20 protein-coding genes, 12 tRNA genes and 1 pseudogene are annotated in these 20,000 nt (G+C 42.6%); 25 read left to right on the top strand and 8 right to left on the bottom strand.

Annotation, left to right across the window (positions count from 1 at the left end; translation table 11 throughout):
* Positions 1-119: 119 nt before the first annotated feature.
* A complete protein-coding gene (locus PPIS_RS08475; RefSeq protein WP_010371108.1) occupies positions 120-428 on the top strand; it encodes a ComEA family DNA-binding protein in 309 nt (102 codons plus the stop codon).
* Between the two features lie 51 nt (positions 429-479).
* Here PPIS_RS08475 and PPIS_RS08470 read toward each other — a convergent pair whose 3' ends face one another.
* The 3 genes from PPIS_RS08470 to PPIS_RS08460 all read right to left on the bottom strand — a co-directional run bounded on the left by PPIS_RS08470 (position 480) and on the right by PPIS_RS08460 (position 3,005).
* Positions 480-785: a hypothetical protein gene (locus PPIS_RS08470; protein WP_010371109.1), complete on the bottom strand. Its 306-nt coding sequence runs from the start codon at positions 783-785 to the stop codon at positions 480-482.
* A gap of 12 nt (positions 786-797) precedes the next feature.
* Complete coding sequence (dsbB, locus tag PPIS_RS08465) at positions 798-1,307, bottom strand: disulfide bond formation protein DsbB (RefSeq protein ID WP_010371111.1); 510 nt, start codon at positions 1,305-1,307, stop codon at positions 798-800.
* A gap of 198 nt (positions 1,308-1,505) precedes the next feature.
* Complete coding sequence (locus PPIS_RS08460) at positions 1,506-3,005, bottom strand: amidohydrolase family protein (protein WP_010371113.1); 1,500 nt, start codon at positions 3,003-3,005, stop codon at positions 1,506-1,508.
* A 145-nt stretch (positions 3,006-3,150) separates the two neighbouring features.
* Here PPIS_RS08460 and PPIS_RS08455 point away from each other — a divergent pair, with 145 nt between their 5' ends.
* The 6 genes and pseudogenes from PPIS_RS08455 (at position 3,151) to PPIS_RS08435 (ending at position 7,882) form a co-directional block, all read left to right on the top strand.
* Entirely contained in the window at positions 3,151-4,908 is a 1,758-nt protein-coding gene (locus PPIS_RS08455) for a winged helix-turn-helix domain-containing protein (protein WP_010371115.1), read from the top strand.
* Between the two features lie 96 nt (positions 4,909-5,004).
* A pseudogene (locus PPIS_RS25610) lies at positions 5,005-5,148 on the top strand (GNAT family N-acetyltransferase); the annotation flags it as partial.
* 28 nt (positions 5,149-5,176) lie between these two features.
* The gene (locus PPIS_RS25330; RefSeq protein ID WP_238322901.1) at positions 5,177-5,350 is read left to right on the top strand and encodes a hypothetical protein; all 174 of its coding nucleotides are present in this window, start codon (positions 5,177-5,179) and stop codon (positions 5,348-5,350) included.
* Positions 5,351-5,365: 15 nt separating this feature from the next.
* Positions 5,366-6,073: a hypothetical protein gene (locus PPIS_RS08445; protein ID WP_248694141.1), complete on the top strand. Its 708-nt coding sequence runs from the start codon at positions 5,366-5,368 to the stop codon at positions 6,071-6,073.
* A 168-nt stretch (positions 6,074-6,241) separates the two neighbouring features.
* Entirely contained in the window at positions 6,242-6,955 is a 714-nt protein-coding gene (gene fadR / locus PPIS_RS08440) for a fatty acid metabolism transcriptional regulator FadR (RefSeq protein ID WP_010371123.1), read from the top strand.
* A gap of 321 nt (positions 6,956-7,276) precedes the next feature.
* Positions 7,277-7,882: a peroxiredoxin gene (locus PPIS_RS08435; RefSeq protein ID WP_010371125.1), complete on the top strand. Its 606-nt coding sequence runs from the start codon at positions 7,277-7,279 to the stop codon at positions 7,880-7,882.
* Between the two features lie 422 nt (positions 7,883-8,304).
* On the opposite strand, the gene PPIS_RS08430 is transcribed toward PPIS_RS08435, so the two are convergent.
* The 4 genes from PPIS_RS08430 to smrB (PPIS_RS08415) form a co-directional block, all read right to left on the bottom strand.
* Positions 8,305-8,547 carry a hypothetical protein gene (locus PPIS_RS08430; RefSeq protein WP_010371126.1) on the bottom strand — a complete coding sequence of 81 codons (243 nt, stop codon included), beginning with the start codon at positions 8,545-8,547 and terminating at the stop codon, positions 8,305-8,307.
* A gap of 235 nt (positions 8,548-8,782) precedes the next feature.
* On the bottom strand, positions 8,783-9,334 hold the full coding sequence (smrB, locus tag PPIS_RS08425) for an endonuclease SmrB (RefSeq protein WP_010371129.1): 552 nt from the start codon (positions 9,332-9,334) through the stop codon (positions 8,783-8,785).
* A 392-nt stretch (positions 9,335-9,726) separates the two neighbouring features.
* Positions 9,727-9,969: a hypothetical protein gene (locus PPIS_RS08420; RefSeq protein WP_010371126.1), complete on the bottom strand. Its 243-nt coding sequence runs from the start codon at positions 9,967-9,969 to the stop codon at positions 9,727-9,729.
* 235 nt (positions 9,970-10,204) lie between these two features.
* Entirely contained in the window at positions 10,205-10,756 is a 552-nt protein-coding gene (gene smrB / locus PPIS_RS08415; protein WP_010371129.1) for an endonuclease SmrB, read from the bottom strand.
* 96 nt (positions 10,757-10,852) lie between these two features.
* Here smrB (PPIS_RS08415) and prmB point away from each other — a divergent pair, with 96 nt between their 5' ends.
* From prmB to PPIS_RS08400, 3 genes are all read left to right on the top strand, one after another.
* Positions 10,853-11,788 (top strand): 50S ribosomal protein L3 N(5)-glutamine methyltransferase, encoded by a 936-nt coding sequence (prmB, locus tag PPIS_RS08410; protein ID WP_026000853.1) that lies wholly within the window; start codon positions 10,853-10,855, stop codon positions 11,786-11,788.
* A 47-nt stretch (positions 11,789-11,835) separates the two neighbouring features.
* The gene (gene aroC / locus PPIS_RS08405; protein WP_010371135.1) at positions 11,836-12,933 is read left to right on the top strand and encodes a chorismate synthase; all 1,098 of its coding nucleotides are present in this window, start codon (positions 11,836-11,838) and stop codon (positions 12,931-12,933) included.
* A gap of 66 nt (positions 12,934-12,999) precedes the next feature.
* On the top strand, positions 13,000-13,431 hold the full coding sequence (locus PPIS_RS08400) for a hypothetical protein (protein ID WP_010371137.1): 432 nt from the start codon (positions 13,000-13,002) through the stop codon (positions 13,429-13,431).
* 62 nt (positions 13,432-13,493) lie between these two features.
* On the opposite strand, the gene folD is transcribed toward PPIS_RS08400, so the two are convergent.
* On the bottom strand, positions 13,494-14,348 hold the full coding sequence (gene folD / locus PPIS_RS08395; RefSeq protein ID WP_010371140.1) for a bifunctional methylenetetrahydrofolate dehydrogenase/methenyltetrahydrofolate cyclohydrolase FolD: 855 nt from the start codon (positions 14,346-14,348) through the stop codon (positions 13,494-13,496).
* A gap of 419 nt (positions 14,349-14,767) precedes the next feature.
* Between folD and PPIS_RS08390 the strand changes: the two genes are divergently transcribed.
* The 15 genes from PPIS_RS08390 (at position 14,768) to clpX (ending at position 19,879) form a co-directional block, all read left to right on the top strand.
* Positions 14,768-14,844 (top strand) — tRNA-Pro (locus tag PPIS_RS08390).
* Positions 14,845-14,884: 40 nt separating this feature from the next.
* Positions 14,885-14,961 (top strand) — tRNA-Arg (locus tag PPIS_RS08385).
* Positions 14,962-14,985: 24 nt separating this feature from the next.
* Positions 14,986-15,061, top strand: a tRNA-His gene (locus tag PPIS_RS08380).
* 19 nt (positions 15,062-15,080) lie between these two features.
* Positions 15,081-15,157, top strand: a tRNA-Pro gene (locus tag PPIS_RS08375).
* A 21-nt stretch (positions 15,158-15,178) separates the two neighbouring features.
* Positions 15,179-15,255: transfer RNA gene (locus PPIS_RS08370), tRNA-Pro, on the top strand.
* 21 nt (positions 15,256-15,276) lie between these two features.
* Positions 15,277-15,353, top strand: a tRNA-Pro gene (locus PPIS_RS08365).
* A 21-nt stretch (positions 15,354-15,374) separates the two neighbouring features.
* Positions 15,375-15,451 (top strand) — tRNA-Pro (locus tag PPIS_RS08360).
* A 21-nt stretch (positions 15,452-15,472) separates the two neighbouring features.
* Positions 15,473-15,549 (top strand) — tRNA-Pro (locus PPIS_RS08355).
* Positions 15,550-15,570: 21 nt separating this feature from the next.
* Positions 15,571-15,647: transfer RNA gene (locus PPIS_RS08350), tRNA-Pro, on the top strand.
* Positions 15,648-15,668: 21 nt separating this feature from the next.
* Positions 15,669-15,745 (top strand) — tRNA-Pro (locus PPIS_RS08345).
* A 21-nt stretch (positions 15,746-15,766) separates the two neighbouring features.
* Positions 15,767-15,843, top strand: a tRNA-Pro gene (locus PPIS_RS08340).
* Between the two features lie 21 nt (positions 15,844-15,864).
* Positions 15,865-15,941: transfer RNA gene (locus tag PPIS_RS08335), tRNA-Pro, on the top strand.
* 277 nt (positions 15,942-16,218) lie between these two features.
* Positions 16,219-17,523, top strand: a complete 1,305-nt coding sequence (gene tig / locus PPIS_RS08330) for a trigger factor (RefSeq protein ID WP_010371144.1) — start codon at positions 16,219-16,221, stop codon at positions 17,521-17,523.
* Positions 17,524-17,855: 332 nt separating this feature from the next.
* Positions 17,856-18,473, top strand: a complete 618-nt coding sequence (gene clpP / locus PPIS_RS08325; RefSeq protein ID WP_010371147.1) for an ATP-dependent Clp endopeptidase proteolytic subunit ClpP — start codon at positions 17,856-17,858, stop codon at positions 18,471-18,473.
* Between the two features lie 122 nt (positions 18,474-18,595).
* Positions 18,596-19,879 carry an ATP-dependent protease ATP-binding subunit ClpX gene (gene clpX, locus PPIS_RS08320; RefSeq protein ID WP_010371151.1) on the top strand — a complete coding sequence of 428 codons (1,284 nt, stop codon included), beginning with the start codon at positions 18,596-18,598 and terminating at the stop codon, positions 19,877-19,879.
* Positions 19,880-20,000: the final 121 nt, after the last annotated feature.

Below are 20,000 nucleotides of genomic sequence, written 5' to 3'. Positions count from 1 at the left end.
TAACTGCTAGAAAGGCATTAATTATCCGAAGCTCAGGTTATTTTATAAGCTTGCTGCAATCATCCATTGAGAGGAATGCAAAAAGCTTTGGATACTTTTTACGCACAAGGAGTGTATATATGTTCAATAAACCCACCATACTTTCTATTTTATTGGCGTTAGGTTTAAGCTGTTCAAGCGTGCTCGCAAAACCTGCGGAGCAAGCAAAGTCAGTCTCTCAAACACAGCAGCAAAGTGCTGTACTCGATATTAATTCCGCTGACGCTTCGGCGCTTTCAAGTTTACCAGGGATTGGTATTCGTAAAGCTGAAGCCATCGTAGAGTACCGTAAGAAAATGGGGCGCTTTAAAACAACAACGGAGTTGCTGGAAGTAAAAGGAATTGGGAAAGGAATATTGGCAAAACTGGAGGGGAAAATTAGAGTCTAGTCGTAGTTATTGTGTGCGAGCTTAGCTGCTCGCACACAGATAGATTGAAGATTAGGGCTTATTCGAGGCGTTAAACTCAGCGATTGCCTGAGCTAACTTGGGTTTGCCAAACTGTATTTCCAGTGGTGTGGTCAGTAGCGGATAAATTAGTCCTGCTACCAATAAGACAGGTAATAACAGCCAGCCTTCAAATACGACCAATGAGGCAAAAAATGGTGTGAGCAGTAGCAACTTGGCTATTCTTAACACGACCTTTGTTTTTGCATCAAGGTGGCTAAGTGTAAGACGTAAGATCATCTGCTTGTCACGTAATTTAAACGCTCTCAGTTGCTCAATTTGGCTTAACCTAAAATGCATGAATGTGATATCTCAACTTCTTTTGGTAACGTGGAAAAATAAGAAAAGAATAAATGCAACACTATAAAATGCAAAGATAATTTCCATCCATCCAGGCATAGATAATCCTGCAAAAGACCAATCTATGTTGCCGCAGTCACCTGTTGCAGCAAAAAAGCTTGGTAGCCATTCATGCAGCGGCATAAACGCAGGAAAGTTTGGTACAAAGTCACAGGTAAAAGCAAATGGATCCGTTGTGGTTTGCATACTGATATGTTCACGGGCGATAAAATAACCCCAAATACTGCCTACACCCCACGAAACAAATGCCAGACTACGCAGCGCGAAAGAGCGAGGAGAAATCATACCGATTAAACCAGCTGCTAATAACCCCAACATAGCAAAACGCTGATAGATGCACATAATACAGGGCTCTAAACCCATACCGTATTGGAAATACAGTGCAATGGCTTCAAAAATAGCAGCGGATAGTGCTAGCAATCCCCAAGATTGCCTAGAGAGATGAAAAGATGAAATCTTCATTATAGAGAAACCCTTTTTGTTTTATTATGCTTTATCTGGCCGCGTCAGAGCAACTTTACTTCGCATTGTGCGCTATCTTTGCGACGATTTTTCGACTCTTGTTACCAGCAGAAGTTCGAAAATATCAGAATAGATCACTTGATTAAGTCAATTAAGGTGAGATCGACGTTATCAGCACTTCTATTCTGACGTATTTACTCACTCACTTTTCTCGAGGGCATCGATATGAAAAGTAGCACGCTCAATGGCTGAGCCGTGTAAGATAACATATTCAATATCGTTATAAGCCGCGACTGACTGCAAAGGGTTACTATTTAGAAGCAATAAATTTGCTACTTTCCCCGCAGCGATACTGCCGTACTGGTTGTCTATCGCAAATGCTTTGGCATTATTGATGGTTGCAGCAGATAGCAAGCTAATGAGATCTACTCCGGCTTGATCCATCATCGTTAATTCTTGATAAGTCGATAAGCCAGGTTGCGAGACGTAAGTTGGTGCGGGTGGCGTATCTGAGCCAAGCAGCAAGGTTGCGCCATTTTTATATAGATAATGTAGTGCTCGTTGCCCTTGAGAGAAAACTTGCTCAAGTTTAGCCACCTTTTGTTGATTACTTATTTCACCCCAGCCTTGACCCATTTCTCGAGAAAACCAGCGACCAGGCTCACTTTGATACCAAGCAATTTGAGACGGAGGTAATACGGTACGATATTCAGACGAGAAGGTGAAAGTGTTGTCAGTCACCTTCGCCAGAGCATTCATCACATTCAATGTGGCTTGATAGGCGATGTCTTTTTCGATGATGGTATCCAGCACAGCTTTTACATTGGTTGGTAGTTCGCTTTCGCTAGGGGCTGTATTTGGCGCTAACCAGTTCCAAAGTCCATGCGCCATAACGTTGATATTGGCATCTACAGCAAGTTGTTGCATATCAACGGCATTCGCATGTGCCATTACGGGTAACTTAAGTGAGTTTGCGGACTCGACTAACTGTTTGGCAGTTTCTTGGTTAATAAGCGGTATAGCACTGTTTTCTCCAAAGCCATCTTCAAAGTACAGTTTGGCACAAGTTGCACCGTCAGATTTCATTCGCGTTAAGGGCTGAGCTCCTTGGTGAGCGTGTGCTTGAGATGGTGTTAGCTCATGAGCAGGATCGCTGTGTTGTGCAGCAAAGTAGGGTTTATGTTGGTGTAGCTTTGAGTAACTAAGGCCTTCAGCATTATACCCTTGGTAAACTGGCATTGCGCCACAAAAGTAGGCGTCGGGTGCGGGGCCATTTGCTGTAAATTCGGTCATGCCGGTTGCAGTGTTTGACGGGTCAATAACTTGCGTGACGCCATAGTAAAGATAATTAGCGCCTTGCCGTTTTAAAAATGCTGTTTGCATCTGGCGAGCTCTAGGGGAGGTGTTAAGCAATCCCGGCATTGTTTTTAGGTGGACATGGCTATCGGTTAACCCTGGTATGAGGTATTGACCATGAGCATCAATGACCTGTGCTGCATCCGGTTTTTGACTTGAGTCAGAGACTTGTATAATTTTGCCATCTTGGATGGTGAGCCAATGATTGGAAATGATATTGACTTGGTGCTTATCAATAGGATTTAAAATGGTAGCATTGTCGATACGAAGGTCCACTGCTGCAAATAATGCATGAGAAGACAGGGCGCAACAGGCCGCAAATATTAATGTTTGTTTTTTCATAATGAAAACCAGTTAGTGTCGTATTAGATGTCTTCGAGCATAACTAGCGAGGTACTTTGTGTTTTAATTTTCATATAAATTAACTCTGAAATTTTTCTTAATTTAATTAAAACTATAATAATCAATAATGTAAGGTGTTCTGGGGTTGAAGAATTTGCTTTTGGGAAATTGGCTTGTTGTGCCTAAATTGAACCAGATTGTGGAGTATCCGACTGGCCGTGAATATACCGTCACCCCAAAAGTGATGAAATTACTGTTGGTGCTGGTCGATGCTAAAGCTGAGCCTCTGAGTATTGATACCCTCGTCGAGTTAGTTTGGCACCCGAAGGTGGTGTCTGACAATTCGGTCTATCAAGCTGTTGCGCAGTTAAGAAAGATTTTGAACACAGATCCGCAATACGAAGAATACATAGAAAGAATATCAGCTCAAGGCTACCGCATTCATCCAAACATTGCACTTAGAGAGCATAAAGTGGCTGTGATGCCAGTGAGCAAAAAGCGAATTTGGCTGCTTGGTGTCACCATTACGTTGCTCGCTCTAATCGCCTTTTTTGCTTTTTATATTCAAACTGATCAAAAGCACAAGACACAAAACAAACCTTATTTTGATGAGATCACTCTTGCCACACACCTATCCCAAAGTACAGCGGTGGAAGAGTTAGCGCGAGCGAAAACGATTTATCAACAAGTGTTATCTAAACAAAGTGATAATGTCGAGGCACTCAGTGGCTTATGCAATGCCTTTATGGGGCTTAGCGTATATGGCGCGGTGTCAGAGTATGAATCACTTGCTTTGTGTCGCCCATTGTTAGAGAAAGCACGGATCTTAGATGATACAAATATTGAAGTGATAACCTCTCTTGCGCGCTTTGCGGTGATGGAGAATGAAATTGAGCAAGCACAGGATTATTTTAAGCGCGGATTTGAGATCTCAACTAAGCATGCTCGCCTATGGCATTGGTATGGTCGATTTCTTCGGGACCAACACAAAATACCCGATGCAATTGCTGCGCATAAACAAGCGTATCAGTTAGCACCAAACGATGCGGTTATTATCCGAGGATTAGCCTATGCCTATTTGAATTTTAGAGAGTTAGTGCTCGCGCGAAAATATTTTGATCGTAGCGTTGCCATTGCCCCGCACACCAAAAACAATCCTCTCTATGCGCTAGACTTTTATCCGCTTAACCAGAATAGGGCAAGCGAATATTTGCTGTGGTACCAAAACAATCACATCAGTCATAGTAAATTGTACCCCGCGCAGCAATTGAGCCACATATTAGTGTTATTGAGTTTAGGGCGAGCAGAAGAAGCTGAGGAGAAATATCAGCAAGCCGCAAATTTAGGTTCAATTTCTACAGCATTTAGACTCTATGTTGAAGCCGGGATCGCATGGCGACAGGGTGATGTCGAAAAGGCCGAAGAACTCTTAAAACAGCGATACGAGCTAGACTCAAAGGGTAATCATTATGTGATGCCTTATATTCTTGCTTTACTTGCACGGCAGAAAGTACAATCCGCGCTAATACTTTTTGAACAGCATTTTGCTGATATCGCAGCGCTTACATTGCCAGAGGCAGGCAATGTAGGGCAATACCTTACTTATGCCCTGATGCTGAAACGTACAGATGAACAAAACAAGCTCAAGCGAGTAACACAGTTGTTGGCACAATACCTTAATCAAGGAAATCAGCTCGATGCAGCTTTATCTCCATACTGGTTCGCACTTAACAATGACACCGCAGAAACACAACAAGCGCTAACGCAGCTGCTCAACACTGGCTGGTTACCCGACTACAATGATAGTTTTTTTGCTACGGATCTTTATCTCGCTTTGACATCAGACCACGAATTTAAACAAGCATGGCTGAATAAGCTTGAAAGCAGACAGCGCGAGCTCTAATACTTTTGGTTACTCAGGCATAAAGTTCGCTATGTGATTTAAAAGTAGGGAGTGAATTTCTCTGGGTGCTTTCAAGCTTGTTATATGGGGTAAGGTATTGCTAAAGAATACGAAGGCAATGGTCTTGCTTTCAATATGTGCAATACTGCTATTGATTATGCTTTGCACACATTAAAACTTCATCGCATAATGGCAAACTACATGCCTTCTAATTTGCGGTTAGAAAAATTACTAAACCGTTTGGGTTTTGTAAAAGAAGGGTTGGCGCATGAGTACCTTAAAATTGCCGGAAAATGGGAAGATCATGTACTTACATCTCTCACGAGCAAGCAGTGTGCATCACATCGCAAGTATCGGACAAAGCGCTGTTACGTATTTTAGTGTTAGCTCCGCCTTTCTATACAAAAATACTTCACTACAATTTACCGCTGTTGCGGCGTAATAAACATAAAACAATATGAGCAATCAACAACATTGGCAAAGGAAGTGGAGAGAAGTATTAGGAGAGTCGACTGACTCAATGCCTGATATCAGGGAGGATTATGCTCTTCATTTCGACATATGGAAACTAGATGATGAAAAGCTCGAAGCCTGCTTTTCAATATTTCCAAATGGCAAGCGAATACTTAAAAGAGTGAATGAAGTCAGAAAAGTGTGTCCGCAATCTACAGATACTGATGATGAAACACTCTTAAGCAAGATAAATCAACTCAATGAAAATATAGAGATTGTGCTTCAAGCATTCGGCGATCAAGCACTTATTGAGTTAAATAGTGAAAAGTCTTCCACTGAGAAATATCGTGTTTATCGAGGCAGTGAAACGCTAAGGTGTGAAGTGTTTAAAAATGCGGATCCACCCACCATACATTTAGATGATGCACTGTCTGAAATTATCAAGAAACACTGTGGTGGAGAAGGTTACGAAGCACTTTGCTTTTTAAGTGAGCCGCTATACCAATTGGCTGGTTGCGATTATACCGTTTCGCGTTGGATAGCATGGGCAATGGTAGAAAACGAATACGATACCGATCCGTACTACGAAGCATTTGAGTTATACAAAATGAAAGCAGAGGCTGGATGGTCTGATGAGGAGCAATTTGTTTACATTAACAGCTCAGTGTTTAGCGAAGATGAGCTCGTTCAGGCCAAGTCTATATCGCCTTAATTGAGTTTTAAGTCTCACACCACATCACAATCTCACCGGCATTAAACATGGCTATTTTCAGCTAGGGTGATTTGTAGCTTGTTAGTTGAGCTTCATCTGGTACAATCAGTGGATTAACAAGCACAACCTGCCAATCAAGGCATTGATGTAATAATAAAGTGGTGTGAGATGAGAATTTTCAAAGCCAAGAGCCCAGCTGGATTTGCTGAAGAATATATTGTTGAGTCAATTTGGAACGGCGAATTCCCTCCGGGATCCATTCTACCTGCTGAGCGTGAGCTTTCTGAACTCATTGGTGTAACAAGAACAACACTGCGCGAAGTATTACAAAGGCTAGCTCGTGATGGCTGGTTGACTATCCAACATGGTAAGCCAACCCGAGTAAATAACTTTTGGGAAACATCAGGGCTTAATATATTAGAAACCTTAGCGCGTCTTGATGAAGATAAGATGCCTGAGCTGACCGATCAGCTGCTGTCAGCGCGTACCAATATTAGTGCTATCTATACGCGTGCGGCGATAAAATTCAACCCGCAGCGTGTTATCGATATTTTGTCTAAGCATGAAGAGCTAGAAGACACCGCAGAAGCGTTTGCCGATTATGACTACCAAGTTCACCATGAGCTGGCAGGTGCAGGGCAAAACAAAATTTACGTGCTTATTTTAAATGGCTTCAGAGGGTTATACTCAAAAATTGGTTGCCATTACTTTTCTGATTCAAGAACACGAGGACTGGCGAGACAGTTCTATGCAGATTTAACCAAACTGGCAGAAAATCAAGAACACGATGGTGCTATTTCATTGATGCGTAAGTATGGTCACCAATCGGGTGAAATTTGGCAGCAGATCCGCGGTGATATGCCAGAAAATATCATGGACTAATGTCCACTGAGTGATAGACATCTTAAAAAGGCTTCTTTGTGAAGCCTTTTTTGATCTCCGAATGGCATCGTGAGCGGAGGTATTTGCGTCTCATCGAATTTATAGATTGGTGCTATCGGTAAATTCGATTGTTAATTATGGCACTTGCCAAATACACTAGGCGCAGTTTTTGGTGGTGAGAATGACAAAGAGACTTTGGTTATGAATTTAGCTAGGGTTGTTTTTTCATAAGCACGCCACAATATTATGAACAAGATATTTTGGTCTCGACACGAGATACCAAGATAAGATTGGAAATAAACCTAACTATTGGAGATAAAAATGGGTGTATTAGTAGGCCGCAAGGCACCAGACTTTACAGCAGCAGCAGTACTAGGTAACGGTGAGATCGTAGATAGCTACAACCTGCACGAGCGTATTAAAGGTAAAAAAGCGGTTGTTTTCTTTTACCCACTAGACTTCACGTTTGTTTGTCCTTCAGAGCTAATCGCGTTCGACAAGCGTTACGAAGAGTTCCAAAAGCGTGGTGTTGAAGTGATCGGTGTTTCTATCGATTCTCAATTCTCACACAACGCATGGCGTAACACTCCAGTAAACGAAGGCGGTATCGGTCAAGTTAAATACGATCTAATCGCTGATGTTAAGCACGAAATCTGTCAAGCATATGACGTTGAGCACCCAGAAGCTGGTGTTGCTTTCCGTGGTTCTTTCCTAATCGATGCTGAAGGTAATGTACGTCACCAAGTAGTTAACGACCTACCACTAGGCCGTAACATCGACGAAATGCTTCGCATGGTTGATGCACTAGCATTCCACGAAGAGCACGGTGAAGTATGTCCAGCTGGTTGGACTGAAGGTAAAGCAGGTATGGATGCAAGCCCTGAAGGTGTTGCTAAGTTCCTATCTGAAAACGAAGGCGCACTATAATTTAGTGTCGACTTTGTGATATCTCGCTGATATCAAAAAAGAAACCCGCCAATTGGCGGGTTTTTTAATGGCTACTGATACCTCAATAGCTTTCTCAGGGTAATACCAAAAAATGTATTTAGCAAATAAGCTATTTGAAACGGAGAAATAGCTTTAGTAGCTAGGCAAAAATTTTGCTATTTAGTTGTTCTAAATGAGAAATTTTTAACGACGCTAATATGCTATTTCATCCTACAAATTGATTAGAGAATTAATTCAATTGGTATGATACTTTGACTACTCGGCTACCTTGCCTACTTTAGCAAGTGCCATGCTAGTTAAAGTTGATAAACTGACCCAGTGATTTTATCAGTTGAATGCTTAAGTAAGCGGCAAATAAACTGATCACGGGAGTTGCGAGCAGACTCAGAAATTCGAGTTCATTAATCATTAGTCTCTTCCTTTTTTTCTTGCTCGCTGTTATTGGTTGTTTGAAACGCTTTCTCTAAAGACTGTTTGGTCTCAATTTTTATTTCTTCTAGATTCGCTTTGATTGACTCTGTGATAGCTTGCGTTACTTTGGTTTTTACTTCTTGAAGTAATGAAGCATCAATTTCTGCAGCTGTTGTTGTCATGCTTGCTGTAAACAATAAAGTTGTCATGGTGATTTTCGCTAAAGTAGTCATAATAAGTTTCCTTGTAATTTGTTAGTCGCAATAACTATTACAAAGGTTGTGCCAAAATGAATTTAATTTTTATGTTATTGATTTTTATATTCTTTAATTTTTATTTTGCACAGGAGAATTAATGGGTGGTGAATTTGACCAGTGTAGGATGGGTGAAATGGCTAAGATTTAGTTAAATTTATTAAGGCTGGATTAAGCGAAGCAAGAAAGGATAAAAAACAATGTTCGGGCCGAATTAACGGCCAAAGTTAGGGTCATCAGGTAGGTCAACCAAGATTAATACTGCCCCTTTACCGCCATATTCTAAAGGTGCTTGGTGCATCGCCAGTATATCTGGATGCTGAACAAGATACTGCGGTACTTTATGTTTAAGCACACGCTCACCAATTCCATGCACCACGCACGCACAAGCAATATGCTGCTTCTTACAAGCATGAATTAATGCTGCTAGTTCTTGTTTTACTGTTTCTTTATTTAGCCCGTGTAAATCTAAGATGAGTTCGGGTGCGTAGTCACCACGCCTTAGCTGCTTTGCTAAATAGCGATCAGCTCCGGGCTTTACGAAATTGATGGTTCCCGACGTATCAATATCAGGAATATACTCGTCAGAAAAGTAAAACTCAGATTGCTGTTGCTTAACTTGTTGCTTCAGCTCAATGCTCTGAATTTTTTTCTTTTGTTTGAGCTGCACCTGATCTTGTTTGAGGGGTTTTACACCATTCAAAGACTCACGAAACATCGCGAAATCGTCATTTAGGTCAGCATTAGTGTTAGATTCTCTGTTCATGGTGGCATTTTAAATAAAAAAAGCATAAAAACCTAGCTTAAAAACCGCTACAATAGCGCCATATAGTTTGATCTTTAGAGAGTCATCATGACGGAAATGTCGCAACCACTTATTACCGAAGAAATGGCCGCTAGGCAAAAATTTTGCTATTTAGTTGTTCTAAATGAGAAATTTTTAACGACGCTAATATGCTATTTCATCCTACAAATTGATTAGAGAATTAATTCAATTGGTATGATACTTTGACTACTCGGCTACCTTGCCTACTTTAGCAAGTGCCATGCTAGTTAAAGTTGATAAACTGACCCAGTGATTTTATCAGTTGAATGCTTAAGTAAGCGGCAAATAAACTGATCACGGGAGTTGCGAGCAGACTCAGAAATTCGAGTTCATTAATCATTAGTCTCTTCCTTTTTTTCTTGCTCGCTGTTATTGGTTGTTTGAAACGCTTTCTCTAAAGACTGTTTGGTCTCAATTTTTATTTCTTCTAGATTCGCTTTGATTGACTCTGTGATAGCTTGCGTTACTTTGGTTTTTACTTCTTGAAGTAATGAAGCATCAATTTCTGCAGCTGTTGTTGTCATGCTTGCTGTAAACAATAAAGTTGTCATGGTGATTTTCGCTAAAGTAGTCATAATAAGTTTCCTTGTAATTTGTTAGTCGCAATAACTATTACAAAGGTTGTGCCAAAATGAATTTAATTTTTATGTTATTGATTTTTATATTCTTTAATTTTTATTTTGCACAGGAGAATTAATGGGTGGTGAATTTGACCAGTGTAGGATGGGTGAAATGGCTAAGATTTAGTTAAATTTATTAAGGCTGGATTAAGCGAAGCAAGAAAGGATAAAAAACAATGTTCGGGCCGAATTAACGGCCAAAGTTAGGGTCATCAGGTAGGTCAACCAAGATTAATACTGCCCCTTTACCGCCATATTCTAAAGGTGCTTGGTGCATCGCCAGTATATCTGGATGCTGAACAAGATACTGCGGTACTTTATGTTTAAGCACACGCTCACCAATTCCATGCACCACGCACGCACAAGCAATATGCTGCTTCTTACAAGCATGAATTAATGCTGCTAGTTCTTGTTTTACTGTTTCTTTATTTAGCCCGTGTAAATCTAAGATGAGTTCGGGTGCGTAGTCACCACGCCTTAGCTGCTTTGCTAAATAGCGATCAGCTCCGGGCTTTACGAAATTGATGGTTCCCGACGTATCAATATCAGGAATATACTCGTCAGAAAAGTAAAACTCAGATTGCTGTTGCTTAACTTGTTGCTTCAGCTCAATGCTCTGAATTTTTTTCTTTTGTTTGAGCTGCACCTGATCTTGTTTGAGGGGTTTTACACCATTCAAAGACTCACGAAACATCGCGAAATCGTCATTTAGGTCAGCATTAGTGTTAGATTCTCTGTTCATGGTGGCATTTTAAATAAAAAAAGCATAAAAACCTAGCTTAAAAACCGCTACAATAGCGCCATATAGTTTGATCTTTAGAGAGTCATCATGACGGAAATGTCGCAACCACTTATTACCGAAGAAATGGCCGTTGAAGCCTTTCAAGACTTACATACGATTCAGGACTGGGTGCGCTGGACAGCGAGCCAGTTTGTGAGTAACGAGGTGTTTTTTGGTCATGGTACGGATAATCCTTGGGACGAAGCGGTCAGTTTAGTGCTTCCGGTGTTGCATATGCCAATTGATGCCCCCAAAGAAATCATGCATGCGCGCATGACGCAAAGTGAAAAAGCGCATCTGATGGAGTTTATCAAAGCACGTATCGAGCAGCGTATTCCCGTCGCCTACTTAACCAATCAAGCTTGGTTTGCTGGTATGCCGTTTTATGTTGATGAGCGCGTATTAGTGCCACGCTCACCATTTGCAGAGTTAATCGCAAAACATTTTGCCCCGTGGGTAGCTGCACCGAATAAGGTAACGCGTATTTTAGATATGTGTACGGGCTCTGGTTGTATTGCGATTGCATTGGCCAAAGCATTTGAGCGCGCGCAAGTAGACGCAGTAGATATTTCTTTTGAAGCCTTAGAAGTGGCTGATCACAATATCAATCAGCATATGATGCAAGACAGAGTCTTTGCTATCCAGTCTGATGTATTTAGTGGTGTGCCGGGTCAAAAGTACGATTTAATCGTAGCAAACCCTCCTTATGTTGATGCAGAAGATATGTCAGATCTGCCAGAGGAGTTCCATCATGAGCCAGAGCTTGGCTTGGCGTCAGGAGAAGATGGCCTTGATGTGACCCGCACACTACTGGCAGAAGCGGCTGACCATCTAAATGATGATGGTTTGTTATTTGTCGAAGTTGGCAATTCTATGGTACATATGGAGCAGCAATTTCCTGAAGCGCCTTTTACTTGGTTAGACTTTGAGCATGGTGGTTTAGGGGTCTTTGTCGTATCCAAACAACAACTATTGGAATACTTTAAAAACTGATAGGGAGCCAATGCTCTCTATCGTCTATTTAGGAATGAGGAAAAACGATGGCAGGCAATAGCATTGGCCAATTATTTAAGGTGTCGACCTTTGGTGAAAGCCATGGCGCCGCGCTTGGTGGCGTGGTAGATGGTGTACCACCAGGGCTTGAGATCACTGAAGCTGATTTACAAATCGATTTAGATAGACGTAAACCAGGTCAAAGCCGCTACACAACACAGCGCCGAGAAGGCGATGAGATAAAAATTCTCTCGGGTGTGTTTGAAGGCAAGACCACAGGCACGAGCATTGGATTGTTGATTGAAAATACCGATCAACGTTCAAAAGATTACTCAAACATCAAAGACTTGTTCCGTCCGGGTCATGGCGACTATACCTATTGGCACAAATACGGACATAGAGATTATCGCGGTGGTGGCAGGTCGTCGGCACGTGAAACTGCCATTCGCGTTGCAGCAGGTGCAATCGCAAAAAAATATCTCAAACAAGTCCACGGCATCGAAATCAATGCCTGCCTTTCTCAATTAGGCCCGATTAAAGCCGAGCATTATGATTGGTCAGCGGTTGAAAACAATCCATTTTTCTTTCCCGATGAATCTAAGCTAGAAGCGCTAGATGAATATATGCGCACGCTGAAAAAAGAAGGTGATTCAGTCGGCGCGAAGGTAAAAGTCGTGGCGAAAAATGTGCCTGTTGGTTTAGGTGAGCCTGTGTTTGACCGTTTGGATGCTGAGATAGCGCACTCCTTGATGAGTATTAATGCCGTAAAAGGCGTAGAGATTGGTGATGGCTTTGATGTGGTTGAGCAAAAGGGCTCAGAGCATAGAGATGAGCTAACGCCACAGGGTTTTACCTCTAACCATGCAGGCGGCGTTTTAGCGGGTATTTCTACAGGGCAAGATATTATCGCATCAATTGCGCTAAAACCGACATCAAGCATCTCGGTACCGGGGCAGAGTATTGATACCCACAACCAACCGCAAGAAGTTGTGACGAAGGGTCGCCATGACCCTTGTGTTGGTATTCGTGCCATTCCAATCGCAGAAGCCATGTTGGCCATTACGCTCATGGATCACTTATTACGTCACCGTGGTCAAAACCAAGACGTAAATTTGCCGCACAAGCCAATTCCTGGTCATATCTAGCCAGTAGCGAGTAAGCTAATTTTGGCACAGTGATTGCTTTTCTTGGACAAATCAAGGAGAGCAATCATGATCACTTACCAAACCCACTCCGCAATTCGTACCACTGAGTCTGTTTCCGAGCAGCAAAACCTTGCCCAAACTAAACGAGCTAATACCGCTGCGCAGGAGCAAGACTATGTCGCGGCTGCTAACATCGCAGCCCAATCATCCCCTACACTCGATAATAAAGCCGACGAGCCATATAAATATGAAGTGGTGGAGCGCAATCAGTCATTTCTCGAAAAAATGAGAGAAGCGGTAATGTTTAGCCGCTTAGGGGCAAATAAAGAGAAAATTGACGAATTAAAAGAGAAAATGGCAGAACTTGAAAAGCTTGCGGCTGAGGGAAAAATTTCACCTGAAGAATTAGAAGATCGGATGGCTGCCTTACAAGAAGCGATGAGAGAAGCGGTAACTCAGGAAGAAAACAAAGCGAACAAGGACACGCTAATGAGTTAATGAGGCTTAAAATAATAAAAGCCTCAGCTGAGGCTTTTATCATAGCTATAAACTAACAGCGTTTAGCTGTGATATTTTTCACACGCTTCTAGCGTATTTTCGATTAAGCTTGCGACGGTCATTGGGCCCACACCACCTGGCACTGGGGTAATAAAGCTCGCGTTTTGTTCTGCGATGTCGTATTGCACGTCACCTACCAGTTTGCCAGATTCTAAGCGATTAATACCTACATCAATAACAATCGCGCCTTCTTTAACCCAGTCACCCGGAATAAACTCAGGTTTACCTACGGCCACAACCAATAGATCGGCACGACGCACATGGGTTTCGAGGTCTTGCGTAAATTTATGGCAAACGGTTGTAGTACAACCAGCAAGTAGCAGCTCTAGTGACATAGGGCGACCAACGATGTTTGAAGCACCAACCACAACAGCATGCATGCCTTTATAACGAACACCGGTAGAGTCGAGTAGGGTGATGATCCCTTTTGGCGTACAAGGTCTCAGTGCTGGCATTCTTTGGGCAAGACGGCCTACGTTGTATGGGTGAAAGCCGTCGACGTCTTTATGAGGATCAATACGCTCTAACACTTTTTCTGCGTCTAGGCCTTCAGGTAGCGGCAATTGTACTAAGATCCCATCAACTTCAGGATCTGCATTAAGCTCATCAACAAGCGCAAGTAATTGCTCTTCGCTTGTGTCACCTGGTAAGTCGAAAGATTTAGAAACAAATCCGACTTCTTCACAGGCTTTACGCTTTGAACCAACATAAACTTGGCTCGCGGGATCCTGGCCTACTAATACCACAGCCAAGCCAGGCGCTCTTAGACCTTGCGCTAGTCTGTCTTGAACTCGTTGTGCAACAGTAGAACGAACTTGTTTCGCGATAGCTTTGCCATCAATGATGTTTGCCGTCATGATTGACCTATATTAAGGGTTAAAAAACTTGAACGATGATAGAGCCTTTAAATTCTTCTATACAAGCACTTTCATGTATTGATGAAATGATTGCTTATAAAGATGAAAAATGGGGTCGCTCTATTTATATGTCTCTTTAGTTACTACAAAGGAGGACATTTGCCCGCTATTTTCTCAAAAAACAGCCAGTCCGCCAAGTTTGCATTGCGTAAAAGCAAAGGTTTTCATGATCTGTTCTACAAGAAGCGTTCAAAAATTGTTTAAGTCAGCTGTTTTATCAACAATTTGTGGCAAAATTAGGCAGTTGAAACAAAAACTAAAAAAAATATTTGACCTACTTCGGGCAAATCACTATTATGCACCCCGTTGCCAACGAGGACTCACCGATAAAAAGGTTCTTAGTTCTCCAAGGTCACAGTCGGCGATTAGCGCAGCTTGGTAGCGCACTTGGTTTGGGTCCAAGGGGTCGCAGGTTCAAATCCTGCATCGCCGACCACTTTTAAAATAAGAAGTAGCATGAAGATGTTTACGAGTTTGCGCCCTTAGCTCAGCTGGATAGAGCAACGCCCTTCTAAGGCGTCGGTCGAAGGTTCGAATCCTTCAGGGTGCGCCATCTTATTTTAATCCACATGTAGTGGCGGCTGTAGCTCAGTTGGTAGAGCCCTGGATTGTGATTCCGGTTGTCGTGGGTTCAAGTCCCATCAGTCGCCCCATCTACATGCCAAAATTAGTCGGCGATTAGCGCAGCTTGGTAGCGCACTTGGTTTGGGTCCAAGGGGTCGCAGGTTCAAATCCTGCATCGCCGACCACTTCTACAAAATATATATGTTCGGCGATTAGCGCAGCTTGGTAGCGCACTTGGTTTGGGTCCAAGGGGTCGCAGGTTCAAATCCTGCATCGCCGACCACTTCTACAAAATATATATGTTCGGCGATTAGCGCAGCTTGGTAGCGCACTTGGTTTGGGTCCAAGGGGTCGCAGGTTCAAATCCTGCATCGCCGACCACTTCTACAAAATATATATGTTCGGCGATTAGCGCAGCTTGGTAGCGCACTTGGTTTGGGTCCAAGGGGTCGCAGGTTCAAATCCTGCATCGCCGACCACTTCTACAAAATATATATGTTCGGCGATTAGCGCAGCTTGGTAGCGCACTTGGTTTGGGTCCAAGGGGTCGCAGGTTCAAATCCTGCATCGCCGACCACTTCTACAAAATATATATGTTCGGCGATTAGCGCAGCTTGGTAGCGCACTTGGTTTGGGTCCAAGGGGTCGCAGGTTCAAATCCTGCATCGCCGACCACTTCTACAAAATATATATGTTCGGCGATTAGCGCAGCTTGGTAGCGCACTTGGTTTGGGTCCAAGGGGTCGCAGGTTCAAATCCTGCATCGCCGACCACTTCTACAAAATATATATGTTCGGCGATTAGCGCAGCTTGGTAGCGCACTTGGTTTGGGTCCAAGGGGTCGCAGGTTCAAATCCTGCATCGCCGACCACTTCTACAAAATATATATGTTCGGCGATTAGCGCAGCTTGGTAGCGCACTTGGTTTGGGTCCAAGGGGTCGCAGGTTCAAATCCTGCATCGCCGACCACTTTCTCTCTAGTATCTCAGTCATTTATTTCAAATTTACTAACTTTTAATCAATTAGCACCAATATGCCTAATTATTTAACCTGATTGCTCGACTCCGTCGTTGAATAGGTTATAATGCCGCGTCTATTAATTAACGTAGTGCCCGTAGGGCAGGCAACAAGCGTCACATGCAACGGAGAGTTTGGCAATTTAGCCGAAGGCCCACAAAAAGCATGATGGTTGTCTTGTTAGTAAGGAAGGTGCTTTGTCGCCCAAAAATGAAGATTGAGGTAAATCATGCAAGTTTCTGTTGAGACGACTCAAGGCCTTGAGCGCCGTCTGACCATCACCGTTCCTGCAGAGAACGTTGAGACTGAAGTTAAAAAACGCCTACAACAACTGTCAAGAACACAGCGTATCGATGGCTTCCGCCCTGGTAAGGTTCCAGTGTCAATCATCACTAAGCGTTACGGCGCGGCTGTACGTCAAGAAGTTGCTGGCGATCTGATGCAGCGTAACTATATCGAAGCAATCATTGCTGAGAAAATCAACCCTGCAGGCGCACCATCTTTTGCTCCTAAGTCACTAGAAGCTGGTAAAGATCTAGAATTCGACGCAACTTTTGAAGTATACCCAGAAGTTGAACTTAAAGATCTAGACAAAATCGCGGTTGAGAAGCCAGCAGTTTCTGTCACTGATGAAGACCTAGCGAACATGCTTGAAACGCTTCGTAAGCAACACGCTTCTTGGACTGAGAGCGATGCTGCAGCTGGCGAAAAAGACCGTGTAACGGTTGATTTCGTTGGTACAATCGACGGTGAAGAGTTCGAAGGCGGTAAAGCTGAAGACTTCCCTCTAGAGCTTGGTCAAGGTCGTATGATCCCAGGTTTTGAAGACGGTATCGTTGGCAAAAAAGCAGGTGAGGAAGTTGTTTCTGACGTCACTTTCCCTGAAGAATACCACGCTGAAAACCTAAAAGGTAAAGCGGCTCAATTCACAATCACTGTGAAGAAAGTTGAAGTTCAAGAGCTTCCTGAACTAACTGACGAGTTCGCAACTAAGTTTGGTGTTGCTGAAGGCGGCGTTGACGCACTTAAAGAAGAAGTTAAGAAGAACATGGAGCGTGAGCTAAACCAAGCGGTTAAAGCGAACGTGAAAGATCAAGCTATCAAAGGTCTTCTAGAAACTAACGAAGTTGAAGTGCCAAAAGCACTAATCGACCAAGAAATCGATGCACTTCGTCAACAAGCTGCACAACGTTTTGGCGGCAACGCACAAAACATGCCTGAGCTTCCAGCTGAGCTATTCCACGAGCAAGCAGTAACTCGCGTGAAAACTGGCCTACTACTAGGTGAAGTGATCAAAGCGAACGACATCAAAGTTGATGAAGATAAAGTTGCTGAACTAATCGACACAGTTGCTTCTGCATACGAAGATCCAAGTGAAGTAGTGGCATACTACAAAGCAAACGATCAGCTAATGCAGCAAATGCGCAACGTTGCGATGGAAGAGCTAGCAGTTGAAGCAGTACTTGCTGCTGCATCTGTTTCTGATGTTGAAAAGTCATTCGACGACATCATGAATCCACAGGCTGCTCAATAAGTCTTTGAAGAAATCATTGACTTACAGCTAAGCTGAAGTTTAAATGGCTCGAGTTACTCTAATAGAGAATTCGGGCCATTTTTGTTTTTAGGCCTTGATATTGAAGCATTAAGTACTTATATCTTGAGGCATGGCTTATTTTATTAGCTATACTTATTTTACGAGTCAGGTTTCGTTGAGTATTACTGCTACAGTTATATCTACTCGTTTCAATTCGCTCAAAAAAGTATTAGCCTAAACACCGATCACAGAATGTTTTTATGGACCGCGCTAAGTCCAATAAAATTGTTGCGAATACGCAATAGATTCTGTGCTAATAAGGAATAAAAAACATGAATGATGGTATGATCGATCCAATCAATGCGTTAGTACCTATGGTCGTGGAGCAAACGGCTAAAGGCGAGCGTTCTTATGATATTTACTCACGACTGCTAAAAGACCGTATTATTTTCTTAACTGGTCAAGTCGAAGACCATATGGCCAATCTAATTGTGGCGCAGATGCTGTTCTTGGAATCAGAAAGCCCTGACAAAGATATATTCTTGTATATCAACTCGCCAGGTGGTTCTGTGACTGCTGGGATGTCAATCTACGACACGATGAATTTTATCAAGCCTGACGTTAGTACGGTTTGTGTTGGTCAAGCTGCGAGTATGGGGGCATTTTTGCTATCTGGCGGTGCTAAAGGTAAACGTTATTGCTTACCTAATTCTCGTGTGATGATCCACCAACCTTTAGGTGGTTTCCAAGGTCAGGCTTCTGATTTTGAAATTCACGCCCGTGAAATCTTGGCGATCAAAGAAAAATTGAATCGCTTAATGGCGGAACACACTGGTCAACCTTATGATGTGGTTGCGCATGACACAGATCGAGACAACTTTATGACTGCAGATCAAGCGTTAGAATATGGCCTGATTGATGCGGTTCACTCTCGTCGAGAGCTTAAGTGATTATGAATTAGCCGATGAATTGAATTCATCGGCTTCTACTGTGCCAAAGCCAAATTTCTTTGGTATAGTTAAAAGAAATACGATGTTATCTAGAGATAACAGCAATTGAATGAGGTAGCTGAATGTCAGACACTCCAACAGACGGCGATAAGAATAGCAAGCTACTCTACTGCTCATTTTGCGGTAAGAGCCAGCATGAAGTTCGTAAGTTAATTGCCGGTCCATCTGTCTATATATGTGACGAGTGCGTTGAACTTTGTAACGACATTATTAGGGAAGAAATCAAAGATATTGCGCCTAAGCATGACGCGTCTGATAAATTACCTGTGCCAAAAGAGATCAGAAATCACTTAGATGATTATCTGATAGGTCAAGACCACGCTAAAAAAGTCTTGTCTGTTGCTGTTTATAATCACTATAAGCGCCTGCGTAACCAAGGCGGCAAAGGTGATGTAGAGCTTGGTAAGAGTAATATTCTACTAATTGGTCCAACGGGTAGTGGTAAAACCCTTTTAGCAGAAACGCTTGCACGTTTACTTGACGTTCCATTCACAATGGCAGATGCAACGACATTAACCGAAGCCGGTTATGTGGGTGAAGATGTTGAAAACATCATTCAAAAGCTTCTGCAAAAATGTGATTACGACGTAGAGAAAGCACAGCGTGGTATCGTTTACATTGACGAAATCGACAAAATTTCAAGAAAATCTGGCAACCCATCAATTACCCGTGATGTGTCAGGTGAAGGTGTACAACAAGCACTACTAAAACTGATTGAAGGCACGGTTGCATCTGTTCCGCCACAAGGTGGTAGAAAGCACCCGCAACAAGAGTTTTTACAAGTAGATACTTCTAAGATCTTGTTTATCTGTGGTGGTGCGTTTGCAGGCCTAGATAAAGTCATCGAGCAGCGTAGTACAAAAAATACTGGAATTGGGTTTGGTGCTGAAGTTAAATCTAAAGACTCTGAGCGCTCATTAAGCGAAACGTTTAAAGACGTAGAGCCTGAAGATTTAGTTAAGTACGGCTTAATTCCTGAATTTATTGGTCGTTTGCCTGTAGTCGCGACTTTGACTGAACTAGACGAAGAAGCACTAATTGAAATTTTAAATGAGCCTAAGAATGCACTTACTAAGCAGTATGCGGCGCTATTTAAGATGGAAGGTGTTGACCTTGAATTCCGTGAAGATGCGCTACGAGCGATTGCTCATAAAGCGATGGAGCGTAAAACGGGTGCCCGTGGTCTGCGTTCGATTGTTGAAGGCGTATTGCTTGATACTATGTATGAGCTTCCTTCACTAGAAGAAGTGAGTAAAGTCGTCATTGATGAAACAGTGATCAAAGGCGAATCAGACCCTATTATGATTTACGAAAATAACGGTAAAGAAAAAGCGGCGTCTGAATAGCTCAGTATGAAATTGAAAAAAGGAGCCTAGTGCTCCTTTTTATTTCTTAGTCCACATCAGATAGAAACCAATATAGTCAAATTGCTATAACGATCAAAGGCAATAGTGAGACAAGTTTTTA

The organism is Pseudoalteromonas piscicida (assembly GCF_000238315.3).
Taxonomy (GTDB): domain Bacteria; phylum Pseudomonadota; class Gammaproteobacteria; order Enterobacterales; family Alteromonadaceae; genus Pseudoalteromonas; species Pseudoalteromonas piscicida.
The sequence above is the reverse complement of the archived record's forward strand: the minus strand, read 5'-3'. Positions and strand labels throughout refer to the sequence as shown.